Source organism: Acidovorax radicis N35, from assembly GCF_000204195.1.
Classification (GTDB): Bacteria; Pseudomonadota; Gammaproteobacteria; order Burkholderiales; family Burkholderiaceae_C; genus Acidovorax; species Acidovorax radicis.
On the sequence record NZ_AFBG01000018.1, the window covers coordinates 753,855 to 771,499 of the forward strand.

The window sequence follows — 17,645 nt, forward strand, 5'->3', positions numbered from 1 at the left end:
CTGAAAAGACCTGCTCCATGCAAATCTTCTGGTTCATCCCCACCCACGGCGACAGCCGTTACCTCGGCACCGCCAAGGGCGCACGCCAGCTCGGCCACGACTACCTCCAGCAGGTGGCCGTGGCGGCCGACAGCCTGGGCTACGAAGGCGTGCTGATCCCCACCGGCCGCTCCTGCGAAGACCCCTGGGTCGTTGCATCCAGCCTGATCGCGGTCACGAAGAAGCTCAAGTTCCTGGTCGCCGTGCGCCCCGGCCTGCACCAGCCCGCGCTGGCCGCGCGCATGGCGGCCACGTTCGACCGGCTGTCGGGCGGGCGCCTGCTGATCAACCTGGTGACGGGCGGCGACCAGACGGAGCTGGAGGGTGACGGCGTTTTTCTGGACCATGCCACCCGCTACGAGCAGTCGGCCGAGTTCATCCGCATCTGGCGCGAGATCCTGGCGCACAGCCACGAGGGACAGACCTTTGACTACGAAGGCAAGCACCTGTCCGTGAAGGGCGCCAAGCTGCTGTTCCCGCCGCTGCAGCACCCGCATCCGCCCGTGTATTTCGGCGGGTCATCCGATGCTGCCCATGACCTGGCCGCCGAGCAGGTCGAGACCTACCTCACCTGGGGCGAGCCCCCCGCCGAAGTGGCCAAGAAGGTGGCCGACGTGCGCGCAAGGGCTGCGAAAAAAGGCCGCACCGTGAAGTTCGGCATCCGCCTGCACGTCATCGTGCGCGAAACCGAAGACCAAGCCTGGGCCGCCGCCGAAGAACTCATCAGCCATGTCGATGACGACACCGTGGTGCGTGCGCAGGCCGTGTTCTCGCGCATGGATTCCGAAGGCCAGCGCCGCATGGCCGCATTGCACAGCAAGGCAAGAAACAAGGCCCCCACGCTCGGCACTGACGTGTCCTCGCTGCCCCCCGAGGGGGGCCAATCGCCTAGGGGCGGCCCGTCGGCGATTGGGCGCAGCCGCAAGGACCTCGAAATCAGCCCCAACCTGTGGGCGGGCGTGGGCCTGGTGCGCGGTGGCGCGGGCACAGCGCTGGTGGGCGACCCGCAGACGGTGGCCGCACGCATCGAGGAGTACGCGGCCCTGGGCCTGGACACCTTCGTGCTCTCGGGCTACCCGCACCTCGAAGAGGCCTATCGCTTCGCCGAGCTGGTGTTTCCGCTGCTGCCGCTGAAGCTGCGCGACCAGCTCGCTGGCGGCAATCCGCTGGGCCCGTTTGGCGAGACCGTGGCCAACGACTTTGTGCCGCGCGCGTCGCAAAGCTGAAACCGCCCCCAAAGGAGCCTGCCATGAGCATCCAGTCCATCAACCACGTGCAGCTGGCCTTTCCGGCCGGGGCCGAGGCTCCGATCCGGCGCTTCTACGCCAGCCTGCTGGGCCTGCCCGAAGTGCGTCTGAAGGCCGGCAACACCCTGCGTTTTGCCGCCGGCACGCAGCGCATCGACCTGGTGCCCACCGAGCACTGGCAGCCCGCCCCTGCGGTGTCGCACCTGGCCTTTGAGGTGCAGGACCTGCCCGCCCTGCGCCACCGCCTGCTGCAGGCCGAGCTGGCGCTGGTGGAAAACCGCGCGCTGCCCGGGTACCTGCGCTTTTACGTCAAGGACCCGGCGGGCAACCAGCTGGAGTTCCTAGAACCCGACCACGAACAGGAAGGTACCCCATGACACAGACCACCCGAGAGCTGCAGATTTCGCCCGTGGCGGACTCCGTAGACCTGCCGATCGAGGGGCCGTTGCTGCCCGCTCCCTTGGCCCGCTTTCTGGCCAACGTCGCGCAGCGCCTGCTGCCCTGGGCCGTGCCCGTGGGCCTCATCGTGCTGTGGCAGATCGCATCGTCGCAAGGCTGGCTGTCCAGCCGCGTGCTGCCGGCCCCGCTCGAAGTGGTCAAGGCCGCCTGGACCCTGACCGAATCCGGCGAGCTATGGACCCACGTCAAGGTCAGCGCGGGCCGCGCGCTGGCCGGGCTGGCCATCGGGGGTGGCCTGGGGCTGCTGCTGGGCTTGCTCACCGGCTCGGTCAAGCTGTTTGAAACGCTGCTCGACTCCACCATCCAGATGGTGCGCAACATCCCTGCGCTGGCGCTGATCCCGCTGGTGATCCTGTGGTTCGGCATCGACGAATCGGCCAAGCTGTTCCTCATCAGCGTGTCGGTGTTCTTCCCGATCTATCTCAACACCTTCCACGGCATCCGCAATGTGGACCCGGGCCTCATCGAGATGGGCCGCACCTACGGTCTGGGCCGCTGGCAGCTTTACCGGCAGATCATCCTGCCCGGTGCGCTCTCCAGCATCCTGGTGGGGCTGCGCTTCTCGCTGGGCCTAATGTGGGTGATCCTGATCGTGGCCGAAACCATCTCGGCGCAGGCCGGCATTGGCTACCTCACCATGAACGCCCGCGAGTTCCTGCAGACCGACATCGTGCTCGTGGGCATCCTGCTGTACGCGCTGCTGGGCAAGCTGGCCGACGTGTTTGCCAAGGGGCTGGAGCGGTACTGGCTGCGGTGGCACCCCGGGTATCAGGCATGAACATCCCCCTGAGCGGCTGTGCCGCTTCCCCCTTCTCTCTACGCGCTGCGCGCTACGGGAAGGGGGACGACGCCAGCGCGGCGGGGCGGCCCTTGCGCGGCGTCCCTGGCATTGGGCCTCGCCGAGCGCAGCCATTGCGCCCAGGTACTCACTTTTTATAGCTGCTAGCGCTTTTTAGACATGCGCAGGAGGCCATTTTGACTAGAAATATTACCCCGCCATCGCAGCCACAAGGCGTCCGCCTGGAAGTGCGTGGCGTGGACAAACGCTACGGCACGCGCGACGTGCTCAAGAAGACCGAGCTGGTCATCGAGCCCGGCCAGTTCGTCGCCATCGTGGGCCGCAGCGGCTGCGGCAAGAGCACGCTGCTGCGCCTGGTGGCGGGGCTCGAATCCGTCTCGGGCGGTGCGATCCGCCTCGACGGCCAGGACGTTGCGGGCCTGAGCAGCGACACCCGCATCATGTTCCAGGACTCGCGCCTGCTGCCCTGGAAACGTGTGGTGGACAACGTGGCCCTGGGCCTGCCACCCGGGCAACGCGGCGCTGCCGCCGACGTGCTGGCCCGCGTGGGCCTGGGCGACCGGCTGGGCGAATGGCCCGCACGCCTGTCCGGCGGCCAGCGCCAGCGTGTGGCCCTGGCCCGCGCCCTGGTGCACAACCCGCGCCTGCTGCTGCTCGACGAACCGCTGGGCGCGCTGGATGCGTTGACCCGCATCGAGATGCACCGCCTCATCGAAGGCCTGTGGCGCAGCAGCGGCTTCACCGCGCTGCTGGTCACCCACGACGTGCAAGAGGCCGTGGCCCTGGCCGATCGTGTGATCCTGATCGAAGACGGCCAGATCGCGCTGGACCAGCGCATCGACCTGCCTCGCCCGCGCTCACACGGCGACGCCGCGTTTGCCGCCATCGAAAAACGCATCCTCGACCGCGTGCTGCAAAAGCCCGATGGGGAACCTGCGCACGAGGTGCCCTGGCCCGGTGTGCCCGCGCATGGTTTGCGCTGGGCGGTGTGATGGATTACGCCCTGAGCCGCTTCGCGCCTTCCCCCAAAGGGGGGGGCGCCACCGGTGGCCTGGCAAAGCCAGTTCCACGGTGGCGCTGGCCTGGAGCACGCCAGTGTCGGGCGCCGTGTTAGTGGTGTAGCACCGAGGTGTAGCGCCTTTTTTGTTTCTTTTTTCAACGGACTTATCAAGGAGAACCCCATGTCCATTCAAGCCATCAACGTACGCAACCAGTTCAAGGGCAAAGTGCGCGAAATCATTCGCGGCGATGTTGTCTCCGAGGTCGATGTCGAAACGCCCTGGGGCGTTGTCACCTCGGTCATCACCACCCGCTCGGTGGACGACCTGGGCCTGGTCGTGGGCTCCGACGTGGTCGCGCTGGTCAAGTCCACGGAGGTGTCGATTGCCAAGCTGTGAGGCAGCCGTGGAACAGAAAATTTGAATGAAATAGGGCTCCAGCGCTTGGTGGGTAAGCGCTGGTAGCTATAAAAACGAGAGTTTTCCTGTGGGGTTATCTTAAAGGCGGCGTGAACGCACGCCACAGAGCTCTTAGCGCTCCGATTTAGCCGAACTGTTTTTCGACAGCCAAGCCTTTTCCGCGCAAAATTTACTGTGCAGATACGAACAAACATGTCGGTATGTTGATACCTCAATATTTGCGCAAACAGACTTAGAAAAATCGCCTTTTCGATTGGTTAACTCTGCGTCAGGCGTCATGCGCATCATTTCCTGGAATTGCAATCTCACCCTCCAGCGCAAACTTGCGGCGTTGATAGCGCTTAATGCCGACGTTGCCATCGTTCAGGAATGCGAGCGAGATCTCGAAGCCCCAGAGGGCTACACGTACCATTGGTGTGGCGTAAATCCGAGAAAAGGCCTTGGAGTACTCGCGCGCGATGTAGCGGCCTATGTCGCGCCAGAAGCAAGTGATCAATGGGCATTTTTCTTGCCGGTTGCCTTACCCGCGTTCAATCTTAGGCTGTTAGCAGTTTGGGCGTTCAACCACCGCGCCACCAAATTCCTTCCCCCGAGAACTGGAATGGCGCTTCCGGTCATTAACTCGCTGTCCTCTTGGTTACGCGAGGGCCGTAGTGTCGTGGCAGGAGATTTCAACAACAACGCCGCCTGGGACACCCCTCGGGGAAAGAACAATTTCTCAGAAATCCACGATCGGCTCGCATCATTGGGACTTGGAAGTTCGTATCACTCTGCTCGCGGCGAGGGGATCAGAATGGAGTCTTCCATGACCTATTTTTTTCAGAAAAATGCGACTCGCGGCTTTCACATCGACTATTGCTTCGTTCATCGGTCGTTGGAAATTGAGTCCGTCACCCTTCCCGCGTTTCAAGCATGGCAGGGCATGAGTGACCATGTCCCTTTGATCGTAACTTTGATCGACGCCTAGCCGATGCTGCAAGCTGCGATCGCCTGCGACATGGAGCACTGATTGCTGAAATTTGAAGAGCGTCTCGAATCGTGGAGCGAATCGGCCTCAAATGATTGATAGGTAATCGCTAGCGGCTATCAAAAAATGAGTGTTCTGCGCCTGCTATCTGGCAAGAACCCCGGGGCCATTCAGCCAAAAACCGCCTGCGCGGCTTAGACTCAGCCGCATGACGACCCTCCTTCTTTGCACTTTTGCCGCCTTGGCTGCGCTGCTCCACGCAGCGGCTGTCGCGCGAGCGGTGGCAAAGAAAAATGCGCGTCGTCAGCTGACGCCAGCACATTCCTAAGCCCGGCGGCACCCTCTCTCCCCATCCTCTTTCAGCGCAACCATCCACCGCCGGGCACCAGCCTCGCGCGGTAGCGGCCGTTTGTCCCCACGGGGCGGCAGCCGCATTTGATGGAGTGCTTTCATGCATGAAGTTGTTGTTGTCGTTCATGGCGAGCGCACGCTCACAGAACTTGATTTTTCCCGTCTGACGAGGCTTGCGGGCCAGCGGCAGCCGCCCATTCTTGCGGACCTCCTTGCGAACGCCGAAGTGACCAGTTCCCGCGCTGTGCGGTCTGACGTGGTCACCATGTATTCCCGTGTGGAACTGGTGGACGTGCACACCCACCGGCGCCAGGTGCTCACGGTTTGCTATCCGCAGGATGCAGAACCCGCAGCGGGCTTTATCTCGGTGCTGTCGCCGGTGGGCATCAGCCTGCTGGGCCTGAGGGTGGGGGATGTCGCCAAGTGGCACACGCCGCATGGCGAAGAGTGCGCGGCCGTGGTTGAGAGCATCCAGTTCCAGCCCGAGGCCACGGGCGACTACGTCACCTAGTCCTTTTCGCAAGCCTGCGGCCCGCCCCTGGCCGCGCCCCACCCATCACAGCCATCCAGCCCGGCGCCGACTCGCAGCGGCGTTGCGGGACAGGTGCGCGCTGTTCAATCAGAAAGACGTTCAACCATGACCCCTCGCTCCATCCTCGCCGTCACCGATTTTTCCCAGCAGGGAGGCCACGCGCTTGCGCGCGCCGCACTGCTCTGCGCCGAGCACCGTGCTCCATTGAAGCTGGTCTATCTGGCCCACCCCGGTGAAGTCCCCTTGCCGGACGCTGCCGTGCGGCTGTCGCACCACGCGCTGCAGCTTCGGCAGCGCCACGACATTCACGTCCATGCGGCAGCGCGCATCGACTCCACGGTTGCGGATGTCGCCCGCGAGGCAGCGGGTGCTGACCTGGTGGTGTGGGGCACGGCACCAGTGCGTGGGCTGCGCGCCTGGTTCGGCACACATCCGGCCATCCAGATGCTGCGCACTTGCCAGCGCCCCGTGATCGTCGTGCGCAATCCCGCAGACCAGCCCTGTCGAAGCTTGATGGTGGCGGTGGACTTCTCTCAGGTGTCGCACCGTCTGGTGGAGCTGGGCTTGGCGTTGCATCCGTCCGCACGGGTGGAGCTGTTCCACGCCATCAGCACTGCCAACGAAGGCAAGCTGCGGTATGCCGAAGTGTCTGAACGCGCCATCCAGATCTACCGGGAGCAGTGCCGGCGCCACGCGCAAGACAGGATGTTCACGCTGACCGATTCTTACGACGCACGGCGCAATCGGCTCTCGTCTTCCATCGGGCGGGGCGACCCTGCGCGGCAGGTTCTGGTGGCGCAGCAGAACACGGCAGCTGACCTGATCGTGGTGGGCAAGCACCCGGCTTCCGCGTTGTCAGACCTGATGTTCGAGAGCGTTGCGCAACGCATCCTGCGCGATGCACGCACGGATGTGCTGGTGGTGCCGCACGGTTTTCAGCCCGCGTCCCGTGGTTCTGCCGTGAAGCGCCTTGCCACCGATCTGCCCGTGCGCCGCGTGAAGGCGGGCGCGCTGCGCCTGCCGAGCCATCCCAACCCGGCCGCGCACCGGGAACCTCTGCACCTGTTCACGAACAGTCCTGCGCCACCACTTCCTTGACCACGGCCAGTGCCCGGGGCAGGTCTTCGAGGGTCACCGATCCCAGCGCGATGCGCAGCGCGTGGGGCACATGGGTGGTGGTGGCAAACCCCTCGGCGGTAGACACCGACACCCCGCGTTCTGCCAGGGTGGCGGCGATGCGGTCGGCCCGTTGGTCGTCGCCCAGCAGCAGCCAGACAAAGTACGAGTGCGGGTGCCGCACCAGCCGCAGCCCCGCCAGCGCCCGGGTGGCAATGGCCTGGCGCTGCGCGGTGTCTGTGCGCTTGTCGGCCTCCAGCCGGGCCACGGTGCCGTCTTCGATCCAGCTGCAGGCGATGGCGGTGATGACCCCGGCCGTGTTCCAGGCGGTGGCGCGCACGGCGCGCTCGATGGGGGCGATCAGCTCCCGCGATGTGGCCACAAAGCCAAACCGCAAGCCCGTGGCCACGTTCTTGGACAGGCTGGAGATGTACACCGTGCGCTCGGGCGCCAGCGCCGCGATGGGGGGCGGCGCCTCGGGCGCGAGGTAGGCGTAGGGTGCGTCTTCGATCACCAGCAGGTCATGCGTCCGGGCCATGGCCACCAGGCGCTTGCGTGCGCGGGCACCCATCACGCAGCCCAGCGGGTTGTGCAGGGTGGGCATGGTGTAGATGGCGCGCACGGGCCGGGTTTCGCACAGGCGCTGCAGGGCGTCCAGGTCGGTGCCGGCAGGGCCGACCGGCACCGGGGCCAGGTCCAGCCGCAGGCGTTCTGCCAAAACCCGAAAGCCGGGGTAGGTGAGGGCATCCACCGCCACCACGTCGCCGGGGTTGAGCAGGCCCATGGCCGCCACGGCCATGCCGTGCTGCGCGCCGTTGACGATGAGCACCTGCTCGCCCGTCACCTGCAATTGGCGTGCCTTCAGGTGCCCGGCCACGATGGCGCGTTCGTGCGGCCGGCCGCCATAGGGGTGGTAGTGCAGCAGCGATTCCAGGTCGCCCGATGCGGCCAGCTTGCGCAGCGCGTCCCGCAGCAGGTCTGCCTGGCCCGGCACGCTGGGGTTGTTGAAGGACAGGTCGGTGGCGCTGGGCGCGGGTGTGGTGAGGTCGGCGTCGGCACCGCGCGGGGAGGCCGGGTCGCGCACAAAGGTGCCGCGCCCGGTTTCTCCCACCACCAGGCCGATGGCCTCCAGCTCGGCATACACGCGGCTTGCCGTGGCCAGCGCAAGGCCGTGCCGCTGGGCCAGCGCGCGGTGGGTGGGCAGGCGGGTGCCCGGCCGCAGCTGCCCTGCGTGGATGTCTGACGCCAATGCGTCCACCACCTGTTTGTACCGAACCTGGCCCATGGCGTTGTGCCCCGCGTTGAAACGTATCTATGACAATTTTTTGATTGTATTGAATGCCACCGGTAGGATGCATTTCGCCATTCCGTGCTTCATTCACTCTTCTTTCCTCTACTGAACAGGAACACCACCGCCATGCGCATCGCCATCCTGACCTTCGACGGTTTCAACGAACTCGACTCCCTGATTGCCCTCGGTCTGCTCAACCGGGTGAAGAAACCGGGGTGGGAGGTGTCGCTGTGCTGCCCCACAGCCCGGGTGTGTTCCATGAACGGTGTGACGGTGGAGGCCCAGTCGCTGCTGCCGTATGCGCGTTCGGCCGATGCCGTGCTGGTGGGCAGCGGTATGAAGACCCGCGAGGTGGTGCAGGACGCCGCGCTGATGGCGCAGCTCGACTTCGATCCGGCGCGCCAGCTGCTGGGCGCCCAGTGTTCGGGGGCTTTGATCCTGGCCAGGCTGGGCTTGCTCGACGGCCTGCCGGCCTGCACCGACCTGACGACCAAGCCCTGGGTCCAGGAGGCCGGCATCACTGTGCTGAATCAGCCCTTTGTGGCCGGGGGCAATGTGGCCACGGCGGGCGGTTGCCTGTCGGCGCAGTACCTGGCAGCCTGGCTGATTGCGAGGCTGGAAGGGCCCGAGGCTGCCCGCGAAGTCATCCACTACTTTGCCCCGGTGGGCGAGAAGGAGGAGTACGTCGCCCGCGCCATGGGTCACATCGAAAACCAAGTCCCCATCGCCAGCCTGGCGTAGGCTGGCTGCAGGCGGCGCCGGTCACGGGCCGCAGGTCTGCCCACACCGCAGGAAAAGTGCAGGGCGGCAACGGGCTGCTGGTGGGGCGCTGCCGGTAGACGTTATCGGTACGCGGAGCTCAGGGCCAAGGCCGGGGTGTGACCGCGAAGGCCACCGCCACCCCCATGGCCCGGCAGTGTGAATACCGCCACGGCGTTCACCAGATCCTGTGCCTGGGTGCGCATGTTGTTGGCGGCGGCGGCCATCTCTTCGACCAGCGCCGCGTTTTGCTGGGTGGCCTGGTCGATCTGGCTGACCGCCTCGCCGATCTGGGTGACGCCGGTGCTTTGTTCGCTGCTGGCGGCGGTGATCTCGCCCACGATGCCGGTGACGCTGCGGATGGCATTGACCACCTCGGTCATGGTGGCGCCGGCTTTGTCCACCTGCGCGGTGCCACGCGCCACACGCTCCACGCTGGTGGAGATCAAGAGCTTTATTTCCTTGGCCGCGTCGGCCGAACGGCCGGCCAGGTTGCGCACCTCGCTGGCCACCACGGCAAAGCCCCGGCCTTGCTCGCCTGCGCGGGCGGCTTCCACGGCCGCGTTCAGCGCCAGGATGTTCGTCTGGAAGGCAATGCCATCGATCACGCCAATGATGTCGGCGATTTTCTGGGAGCTTTCGTTGATGCCCTTCATCGTCTCCACCACCTCGGCCACCATGGCGCCGCCTTCGGCCGCCACCGTGCTGGCGCTCAAGGCCAGCCGGTTGGCCTGAACGGCATGGTCTGCGTTTTGCCGCACCGTGCTGCTCAATTGTTCGGTGGATGCGGCGGTCTCCTGCAGCGCGCTGGCCTGGTGTTCGGTGCGGCTGCTCAGGTCCAGATTGCCCTGGGCGATCTCGGTGCTGGCGTTGGCCACGCTGTCGGAGGTCTGGCGCACGCTGGCCACCACGGTGGACAGGCTGGCTTGCATCGCCGCCAGGGCCTGCATCACGGCCGCCACCTCGTCCTTGCCGCTGGTGTCGATGGGCTGGCTCAGGTCGCCACGGGCTACCGCATCGGCCACCTGTCCGGCCCGCTGCAGCGGCCGGGTGATGCCACGCACCAGGGCCGCGCCAAAGAGTGCAGCAAACAGCACCCCGAGGGCGATCGAGCCGATGACGATCCAGCGGATGGTGCCAAACCGCTGGGCGGCATCGTCGTATTCGTCCCGGGCTTCCTTTTGGGTCAGGGCCAGCAGCGCGCCGATATCGGTGCTGATGGGGTCGTACAGGTCGTCGAACTTGCGCACCACCAGCACCCGCGCCGTGGCCACGTCTGCGTCCTTCAGCGCTGCCAGTGCAGGGGCCAGCCCCTCCTTCATGATCTTCTGGCGTTGCTCGCCGATGGCCTTGATGTACTTCTGGCGCTCGGGGCTCATAGCGGTTGCCAGCAAAGCCTCCCAGGCCTGTTCGCTCTTGCCGATGTTGGCCTCTGCCTCCTCAATGGCCTTGGCCACTTTCTCTGGCGCAGGCGACAGCAGCGCGTTGGATACCAACTGCCGATTGCGTGTGGTCAGGTAGCGAAAGTCGGCCACCGCCCGCTGGGCCTGCATGCGGTTCTGGTACATCGACTCCATGGCGGCGTTGGCCCTGGCGATGCCGAACAGACCGATGGCCCCCAATGCCACGAGCAAGGCAGAGAGCACGCCCACCAGCACCAGCAACCGCGTAAATATCTTGAAATTTCTCATGCACGGTCCCTCTTGCCGTTCGTGTAAGTGAATGTTCAGAATACCGTGCGAGGCGCCCTCGATTTGCCCGAAACAGGGCAAAAACCGGTGGAATTCAGGGTAAATCGGGGTACGTTTTTTGGGTGTGCGCGATTGCCATTTCGGCATCCCTGCGCTGCCCCGTAGCCGTGGCGCGGGGGCTTCGCACCCAGAAAAAAACCCGCACGTGGCGGGTCTTTTTCTTGCGGACTCGGGCTCCTGCAATGGGCGCCTGCGGCCTACGCCGCCTTGGCCAGCGGCGTTGCGTACCGGCTCGCGGGCCGTGCCAGCCCCAGGTTTTCGCGCAGCGTTTTGCCTTCGTACTCCGTGCGGAACAGGCCGCGCCGCTGCAGCTCGGGCACCACCAGCTCGACAAACTCGTTGAGCGACTGGGGCAGCACGGGCGGCATCACGTTGAAGCCGTCGGCGGCACCGTTTTCAAACCATTCCTGCATGCGGTCGGCAATGGTCTCGGGCGTGCCCACCACCACCCAGTGGCCGCGCGCACCGGCCAGGTATTCATAGAGCTGGCGCACGGTGTATTTCTCGCGCCGGGCCAGTTCCAGCACCACGTGGGCGCGGCTGTTGATGCCCTTGGGCGGCTCGGGGATGTACGGCGGCGGGGCATCCAGGTTCCACTTCGACAGGTCTTCGCCAGGCCAGAAGGGCGTCAGCGTGGCCAGGCCCACGCTGGGGTGGATCAGCGCCTGCAGCTCGGCCCACTTGGCCTGGGCTTCTTCGTCGGTGCGGCCAATCACGGGGGAGATGCCGGGTAGCACCAGCAGCTCTTCGGGCTGTCGGCCGTATTTGGCCATGCGGCCTTTCACGTCCTTGTAGAAGGCCTGCGCTTCGGCAAGGCTGGTCCAGGCGGTAAAGATGGCTTCGGCCGTGGCGGCGGCCAGTTCCTTGCCGTCCTCGGACGAGCCAGCCTGCACGATGACGGGATGGCCCTGCGCCGAGCGTTCGATGTTCAACGGCCCCTGCACCTTGAGGTGCTTGCCCACATGGTTCAGTGCGTGCAACTTGTCCGGGTCGAAGTAGATGCCCGAGGCCTGGTCGCGCACCAGGGCGTCGTCGTCAAAGCTGTCCCACAGGCCCTTGACCACGTCCACAAACTCGTGGGCGCGCTCGTAGCGCGTGGCGGGGTCGGGGTGGGTGTCGAGGCCAAAGTTGCCGTAGACATTTTCGGCGCTGGTCGTCACCACGTTCCAGGCGGCGCGGCCCTTGCTGATGTGGTCGAGCGATGCAAACTTGCGCGCCAGCAGGTACGGGTCTTCGTAGGTGGTGGACGCGGTAGCCACAAAGCCGATGTGCTTGGTGACGGCCGACAGTGCGGCCCACAGCGTGACGGGCTCGAAGTGCGAAATGCGGCCCTGGCGGCTGAAGGACTCGCGGTCGCCCTTGTGCCACACGCCCGGGCTGTCGGCCACAAACACCTGGTCGAACAGGCCACGCTCAGCGGTTTGCGCCACCTCGATGTAGTGGTCGATGTTCACGCCCGAATCGGCCTGCGAGCCGGGGTGGCGCCAGGCGGCGACGTGGTGGCCCGTGGCCATGATGAAGGCGCCGAGGCGCAGTTTTCTGGAGGGTTGGTGTTGGGTCATGGAGCTGTCCAAATGTGTGTGAAGCGTATGCGAGCGTTGAAACCGGCGCGGCCCAGGCCAGTGCACCCGTGGAACCGGCTTCGCCGGGCCTCTGGGTGCGTCCCCCCTTGGGGGGATGGCGCCGAAGGCGACTCAGGGGGGCTATCTCTTGGGGTTACTCCGTGATAGTGATGCGATGCAGCTTGCGGTGCTGCGGGAAGAAGTCGCCCACGGCGTAGTGCTGGGTGGACCGGTTGTCCCACACGGCCAGCGTGCCCTCTTGCCAGCGCAGGCGGGCCTGGAACTCGGGCACCTGGGGCAGTGCAAACAGCTGGGTCAGCAGGGTGTCGCTCTGCACGCGCGACAGGCCCTTGATGTGGCTGGTGAAGGTGGAGTTCACATACAGGATCTTCTTTCCCGTGATGGGGTGCACGCGCACCACCGGGTGCTCCACCGGCGGGTATTTGGCACGTGCTTCGCGCAGTTGGTCGCCGGTGGCGTCCTTGGCCAGCAGGTATTCCGTCCAGCCGCTGATCTCCCAGGTGTGCACGGCCGTCAGGGTCTCCAGGTAGGCCTGGAACGCGGGCGGCAGGCTGGCGTAGGCGGCGGTGAGGCTGGCCCACAGCGTGTCGCCGCCGCTGGCAGGGATCACCTGCGCGTAGAGGCTGGTGCCCAGCGGTGGCTGCTCGCGCCAGGTGATGTCGGCATGCCAGTTGCTCGATGCCTTGGGGCGCTCGGCCGTGCTCTCCACGATCTCGATCTCGGGGTGGTTCTCCAGCCGGGGGAAGAACGCCTTGACCTCGGCCACGTTGCCAAAGCTGCGGGTGAAGTCCACCTGCTGCTGCGGCGTGATGTGCTGGTTGCGGAAGAACAGCACCTCGTGCAGGGCCAGGGCCTGGCGCAGCTCGGCCTGCGTGGCCGCGTCCAGCGGCTGGCGCAGGTCCAGGTCGTGGACCACGGCGCCGATGGTGGGGGTGTAGGGCTCGACCGCGAAGCGGGTGAAGGTGGGGTGCAAGTCGTTGAGGTTGGACATGGTGCTGCTTTCTGAAACGAGGGTGGATGAAAGAGAACGCCCATGGGATTGGGACAGTGCACGCGCAGCGCATCAACGAAGCAGTTCGTATATGCATAGTCGGAAATCCGCGCGCTGCAGCGGTGCACCGCGCCTGGCAATGCGCAAATTTGCATATCTGTTTTTGGTCGTTGGTGGCGGTGGCTGGCCTGCCTAGAGTGGCTGTCGATTCATGACAACAGGCACGAAAGGTCAACACATGAGAAAACCGCGATGGAATGCAGTGCTGCGCAGGGCCGCAGCGGCAGCGGTCGCCGCCACGACACTGGGGCTTTGGCTGGGCAGTGCCGCCGCGCAGGCACCCGAGCCACTGAAGGTGATCCGCATCGGCGTTGCCACTGGTGGCGTGGGCAGCGACCCGGTGCGGCACGGCGGTACCTCGGCCGCGCTGGCCTATACCGATAGTGGGCTGGAGGAGGAGTTCAGGAAAGACGGGGTGAAGGTGCAGTGGACCTTCTTCAAGGGCGCGGGCCCCGCCGTGAACGAAGCCCTGGTCAACAAGCAGCTTGACTTTGCCTGGCAGGGCGACTTGCCCTCCATCGTGCACCGCGCCAGCGACGTGAAGACCAAGATCATCCTGGGCAGCGGGGTGCGCGGGGGGCTGTACCTGGCCGTGCCGCCGGATTCGACCATCCGGCGCCTGGAAGACCTCAAGGGGCGCAAGGTGGCGGTATTCAAAGGCACCAACCTGCACCTCGCGGCCGTGCGCGCCCTGGCCGACAAGGGCCTGAGCGAGCGCGATGTGAAATTGGTCAACCTGGACTTCCCCAGCGCGGATGCCGCGCTCATCGCCAAGGACGTGGACGCGGCCTTTGGCTACGTGGGCCTGTTCCGGCTGCGTGACCAGGGCCTGGCCAAGGTGGTCTGGTCGGCGTCGGAAGACTCCTTCAAGTACACGCGCCAGACCGCCCTGCTGGTGAGCGATGACTTTGCCGTCCGCCACCCCCAGGTGGTCGCACGGGTGGTTAAGACCGTGGTGCAGTACGCACACAAATATTCCGACGAGAACCGCCGCGCCGAGCTGTTTGCGCTGTGGGGCAAGGCCGAATACCCCGAGAAGGTCTGGCGCGAGGATTTCATCGGCCAGCCCTTGCGGGTGCGCTTGTCGCCCTTGCTCGACCCGTTCCTGGTGGCGCGCTACAAGGATGCGGCAGACGAGGCCCACAAGCTCAAGCTCATCCGCAAGAAGCCCGAGATCGACAGCTGGTTTGACCGCCGCTACCTGGATGCCGCGCTCAAAGAATTGAAGCTTGAAGGTTACTGGCCCGTGTACGGCAGCAACGGAGAGCTGGCCGCACTTTGATCGATTTTCTTGGAGTGGGATGGGCGTGAGAGAGGCCCTTTGACAACCCGCCCGCACGGTGTGCGCGGCGGGTTCTTTTTTCCCGGCGCGCCAGGCCCTGGACGCTGGCTACATAACGCCCGGGCCGCAGCTCATGCCGCAAACATCTTTGTCATTGCATATAAGCATTAACTATTTATTTTTATAACAAACTTCTTTTACATTCATTTTTGTTGTTAAGGCGTGTGTGTCTTTGTCTGCACCCCAGAGTGGAAGTGCAAGGGGCGCACGGGCAAGAAAGGACATGTTCGCAATGACGATCCAGGCGTTGAATGCCGCCCCACAGGGCGGTGGGGCAGGGGGGGCGCCGCAGCTGGCTGCCGGCAAGCGCCCGGCGCAGCCTCAGGCGCTGGCCGAGGCACGGCAGAGCGCCAACGGGCGATGGCGCTGGTTGTGGGCCTGGCCCTTCCCGCTGGCGCTGCTGGCCTTGTGGCAGTTGTCGGCCGTGTGGGGCTGGGTGCCCGAGCAGGTGCTGCCGCCACAGGCCGCCGTGTTCAAGGTATTTGGCGAACTGCTGGCCAGCGGCGAGCTGTGGGACCACCTCACCATCAGCATGGTCCGCGTGTTTGCGGGCTTTGGCATTGGCCTGGCCCTGGGCCTGGTGCTGGGCAGTGCCATGGGCCTCTCGCCCACGTTCCGCGACTACGTCTTCCCGCTTTTCAAGGCTTTCAGCCAGGTGCCAGTGATCGGCTGGCTGCCGCTGCTGATCCTGGTGGTGGGCATTGACGAGGGGCTGAAGTTTTTGTTGATTGCCAAGGCGGCCCTGGTGCCGGTGGCCATCAACACCTGCCAGGGCATTCAGAACGTGCCCAACCGGCTGGTGGAGGTGGCGCGTGTGTATGGTTTCACGCGCTGGCAGATGCTGCGCAAGGTGGTGTTCCCTGCGGCCACGGCGCCCATCTGGAACGGCGTGCGCTACGGCCTCACCCATGCATGGCTGGCGCTGGTGGTGGTGGAACTGCTCGCGTCCTCCGAGGGCATTGGTTTCCTCATCGTCTATGGCCGCCAGCTTTTTCAGCTCGACGTGGTGCTGGCCGCCGTGCTGGCCGTGGGCATCGTGGGTTTTGTGATCGACAAGCTGCTGGCGACCTCCGAGGCGTGGCTGCTGCGCTGGCGCAAGCCGGGGCTGTGAGCGGGGTATGCACATGTCTTCTCTGAACGTGCCGTTGAACGTGTTTCAAAGGGTGCCCCGGCGCCTGCGAGGCTGGGTGTTGCCCACGCTGATCCTGGCGGTGTGGTGGGTAGCGGTGGAGTGGGGTGGTTCGACCTCGCCCTTGCTGGTGTCGCCGCTGGCCGTGTGGCAGCGCGGCGTGGGCCAGGTGGCCAGTGGCGAGCTGTGGGTTGCGCTGTCGGCCAGCCTTTGGCGCATGGCCTGGGGGTTTGTGATCGGCTCCAGCATCGGGCTGGCGGTGGGGGCGTTGCTGGGCTGGTCGCGCTGGGCCGAGCAGCTGGTGGGCCCAACTTTTCACACGCTCAAGCAGATCTCGCTGTTTGCGTGGATTCCGATGCTGTCGATGTGGTTCGGCCTGGGCGACGCGGCCAAGATCGCCTTTGTCGCGATGGCCGCGTTTTTCCCGGTAGTGCTCAACACCTTCGAGGGCCTGCGCAGCGTGCCGCGCGAATACCTGGAGGTGGCCCGCGTGTACGAGTTCAGCGTGTGGCAGACGCTGCGCCGTGTGGTGGCGCCAGCGGCCGCGCCCTCGCTGTTCACGGGCATCCAGCTGTCGCTCATCTACACCTGGCTGGCCACGCTGGGGGCGGAATACCTGCTGGCCTCGGGCAAGGGCATCGGCAACACGCTGATCGACGGGCGCGAGCACTTCTGGATGGACCTGGTGCTGTTTGGCGTGGTGGTGGTGGGCCTGGTGGGGTTTGCGCTGAACTGGCTGCTGGCCGCGCTGGAGAAGCGCCTGCTGGCGTGGCGCGACCGCACCGTGGCGCAGTACTAGTGCCCCCTGAGGCGCTGCGCGCCATCCCCCTCAGGGGGACGCCCCCAGGGGCCTGGCAAAGCCAGTTCCCCGGCGGCACTGGCCTCGGCCGCGCCAGTCTCGACCAATAGCTAAGAACAACGTCATTCGAATAGGAAATACACCATGGCACACGCCGGCACCCTGGCCATCCGCGGCCTGAACAAGCAGTACGAGGTCAAGGGCGAAGCCCTGCCCGTGCTGCAGGACATTCACCTCACCATCGAACCCGGCGAGTTCGTGAGCATCGTGGGCTCCAGCGGCTGCGGCAAGTCCACGCTGCTGCGCCTGGTCATCGGCCTGGAGGGCGACTACCAGGGCGAGATCCTGCTGGGCGGCCAGCGCATTGTGGGCACCAGCCTCAACCGGGGCATCGTGTTCCAGGAGCACCGGCTGTTCCCCTGGCTCACGGTCGAGAAGAACGTGGCGCTGGGCCTGCTCAACTCCAGCCTGACCGAAGGCCAGCAGCGCGCCACGGTGCGCGAGCACATCGAACTGGTGGGCCTGCAAGGCTTTGAAACGGCCTACCCGCACCAGTTGTCCGGCGGCATGTCCCAGCGCGTGGCCATTGCGCGGGCGCTGGTCAACCGGCCCGACATCCTGCTGCTGGACGAGCCCTTTGGTGCGCTCGACGCGATGACCCGCGCCCACCTGCAGCAAGAGCTGCACCGCATCTGGCAACAAGAAGGCATCACCATGATCCTGGTGACCCACGACGTGGAAGAGGCCGTGTACCTGGGCAACAAGGTGGTGGTCATGGAGCCGCGCCCCGGCCGCATCCGCCGCATCGTGCCGGTGGACTTGCCACATCCGCGTGAGCGCACGTCGTTTGCCTTCACCACCGCCAAGGATGGCGTGCTCAAAGAGTTTTCAGCCCATCCCGCCGCCGACCTGGCAGAGCCACCGCTCAAGCGCGGCGAGCAGATTGCTCCCGCCTCGCAGTGGCAGTTTGCCGTCTGAGCGCTTCTTTTCTAACCCCTTTTGTTCCAGAGTT

The 17,645-nt window shown here is 65.4% G+C and carries 17 protein-coding genes; 13 read left to right on the plus strand and 4 right to left on the minus strand.

The features are described from left to right. Positions 1–17 precede the first annotated feature (17 nt). The 8 genes from ARADN35_RS0109155 to ARADN35_RS0109195 all read left to right on the plus strand — a co-directional run bounded on the left by ARADN35_RS0109155 (position 18) and on the right by ARADN35_RS0109195 (position 6,910). Complete coding sequence (locus tag ARADN35_RS0109155; RefSeq protein ID WP_010461291.1) at positions 18–1,265, plus strand: FMNH2-dependent alkanesulfonate monooxygenase; 1,248 nt, start codon at positions 18–20, stop codon at positions 1,263–1,265. 23 nt (positions 1,266–1,288) lie between these two features. Then, positions 1,289–1,663 carry a VOC family protein gene (locus ARADN35_RS0109160; RefSeq protein WP_010461292.1) on the plus strand — a complete coding sequence of 125 codons (375 nt, stop codon included), beginning with the start codon at positions 1,289–1,291 and terminating at the stop codon, positions 1,661–1,663. Further along, positions 1,660–2,523 (plus strand): aliphatic sulfonate ABC transporter permease SsuC, encoded by an 864-nt coding sequence (ssuC, locus tag ARADN35_RS0109165; RefSeq protein ID WP_010461294.1) that lies wholly within the window; start codon positions 1,660–1,662, stop codon positions 2,521–2,523. Before ARADN35_RS0109160 ends, ssuC begins: the two co-directional genes overlap by 4 nt. 197 nt (positions 2,524–2,720) lie before the next feature. After that, positions 2,721–3,536, plus strand: coding sequence for an ATP-binding cassette domain-containing protein (locus tag ARADN35_RS0109170; protein WP_085940264.1), 816 nt, complete (start codon positions 2,721–2,723; stop codon positions 3,534–3,536). A 189-nt stretch (positions 3,537–3,725) separates the two neighbouring features. Beyond that, positions 3,726–3,941 carry a TOBE domain-containing protein gene (locus ARADN35_RS0109175; protein ID WP_010461298.1) on the plus strand — a complete coding sequence of 72 codons (216 nt, stop codon included), beginning with the start codon at positions 3,726–3,728 and terminating at the stop codon, positions 3,939–3,941. 298 nt (positions 3,942–4,239) lie between these two features. Beyond that, the gene (locus tag ARADN35_RS27275; RefSeq protein WP_081474589.1) at positions 4,240–4,929 is read left to right on the plus strand and encodes an endonuclease/exonuclease/phosphatase family protein; all 690 of its coding nucleotides are present in this window, start codon (positions 4,240–4,242) and stop codon (positions 4,927–4,929) included. Between the two features lie 451 nt (positions 4,930–5,380). Next, positions 5,381–5,791, plus strand: a complete 411-nt coding sequence (locus ARADN35_RS0109190) for a GreA/GreB family elongation factor (RefSeq protein ID WP_010461303.1) — start codon at positions 5,381–5,383, stop codon at positions 5,789–5,791. A 126-nt stretch (positions 5,792–5,917) separates the two neighbouring features. Beyond that, positions 5,918–6,910, plus strand: coding sequence for a universal stress protein (locus tag ARADN35_RS0109195; protein WP_010461305.1), 993 nt, complete (start codon positions 5,918–5,920; stop codon positions 6,908–6,910). On the opposite strand, the gene ARADN35_RS0109200 is transcribed toward ARADN35_RS0109195, so the two are convergent. Beyond that, positions 6,879–8,213: an aminotransferase-like domain-containing protein gene (locus tag ARADN35_RS0109200; RefSeq protein WP_010461307.1), complete on the minus strand. Its 1,335-nt coding sequence runs from the start codon at positions 8,211–8,213 to the stop codon at positions 6,879–6,881. The two genes, ARADN35_RS0109195 and ARADN35_RS0109200, sit on opposite strands and share 32 nt — an antisense overlap. Positions 8,214–8,345: 132 nt before the next feature. Here ARADN35_RS0109200 and ARADN35_RS0109205 point away from each other — a divergent pair, with 132 nt between their 5' ends. Continuing rightward, a complete protein-coding gene (locus ARADN35_RS0109205) occupies positions 8,346–8,960 on the plus strand; it encodes a DJ-1/PfpI family protein (protein WP_010461309.1) in 615 nt (204 codons plus the stop codon). A gap of 101 nt (positions 8,961–9,061) precedes the next feature. On the opposite strand, the gene ARADN35_RS28685 is transcribed toward ARADN35_RS0109205, so the two are convergent. The 3 genes from ARADN35_RS28685 to ARADN35_RS0109220 form a co-directional block, all read right to left on the minus strand. After that, the gene (locus ARADN35_RS28685) at positions 9,062–10,669 is read right to left on the minus strand and encodes a methyl-accepting chemotaxis protein (protein WP_010461311.1); all 1,608 of its coding nucleotides are present in this window, start codon (positions 10,667–10,669) and stop codon (positions 9,062–9,064) included. Positions 10,670–10,926: 257 nt separating this feature from the next. After that, the gene (locus ARADN35_RS0109215; RefSeq protein ID WP_010461313.1) at positions 10,927–12,291 is read right to left on the minus strand and encodes an LLM class flavin-dependent oxidoreductase; all 1,365 of its coding nucleotides are present in this window, start codon (positions 12,289–12,291) and stop codon (positions 10,927–10,929) included. Between the two features lie 154 nt (positions 12,292–12,445). Further along, positions 12,446–13,303: a TauD/TfdA dioxygenase family protein gene (locus ARADN35_RS0109220; RefSeq protein WP_010461314.1), complete on the minus strand. Its 858-nt coding sequence runs from the start codon at positions 13,301–13,303 to the stop codon at positions 12,446–12,448. Between the two features lie 238 nt (positions 13,304–13,541). Between ARADN35_RS0109220 and ARADN35_RS0109225 the strand changes: the two genes are divergently transcribed. From ARADN35_RS0109225 to ARADN35_RS0109240, 4 genes are all read left to right on the plus strand, one after another. After that, positions 13,542–14,645: an ABC transporter substrate-binding protein gene (locus tag ARADN35_RS0109225; RefSeq protein WP_029413771.1), complete on the plus strand. Its 1,104-nt coding sequence runs from the start codon at positions 13,542–13,544 to the stop codon at positions 14,643–14,645. A gap of 292 nt (positions 14,646–14,937) precedes the next feature. Further along, positions 14,938–15,816, plus strand: coding sequence for an ABC transporter permease (locus ARADN35_RS0109230; protein WP_010461317.1), 879 nt, complete (start codon positions 14,938–14,940; stop codon positions 15,814–15,816). 13 nt (positions 15,817–15,829) lie between these two features. Continuing rightward, the gene (locus ARADN35_RS0109235) at positions 15,830–16,633 is read left to right on the plus strand and encodes an ABC transporter permease (protein WP_035196913.1); all 804 of its coding nucleotides are present in this window, start codon (positions 15,830–15,832) and stop codon (positions 16,631–16,633) included. A 144-nt stretch (positions 16,634–16,777) separates the two neighbouring features. Then, positions 16,778–17,611, plus strand: a complete 834-nt coding sequence (locus ARADN35_RS0109240) for an ABC transporter ATP-binding protein (protein ID WP_010461319.1) — start codon at positions 16,778–16,780, stop codon at positions 17,609–17,611. The last annotated feature ends 34 nt before the right edge of the window (positions 17,612–17,645 follow it).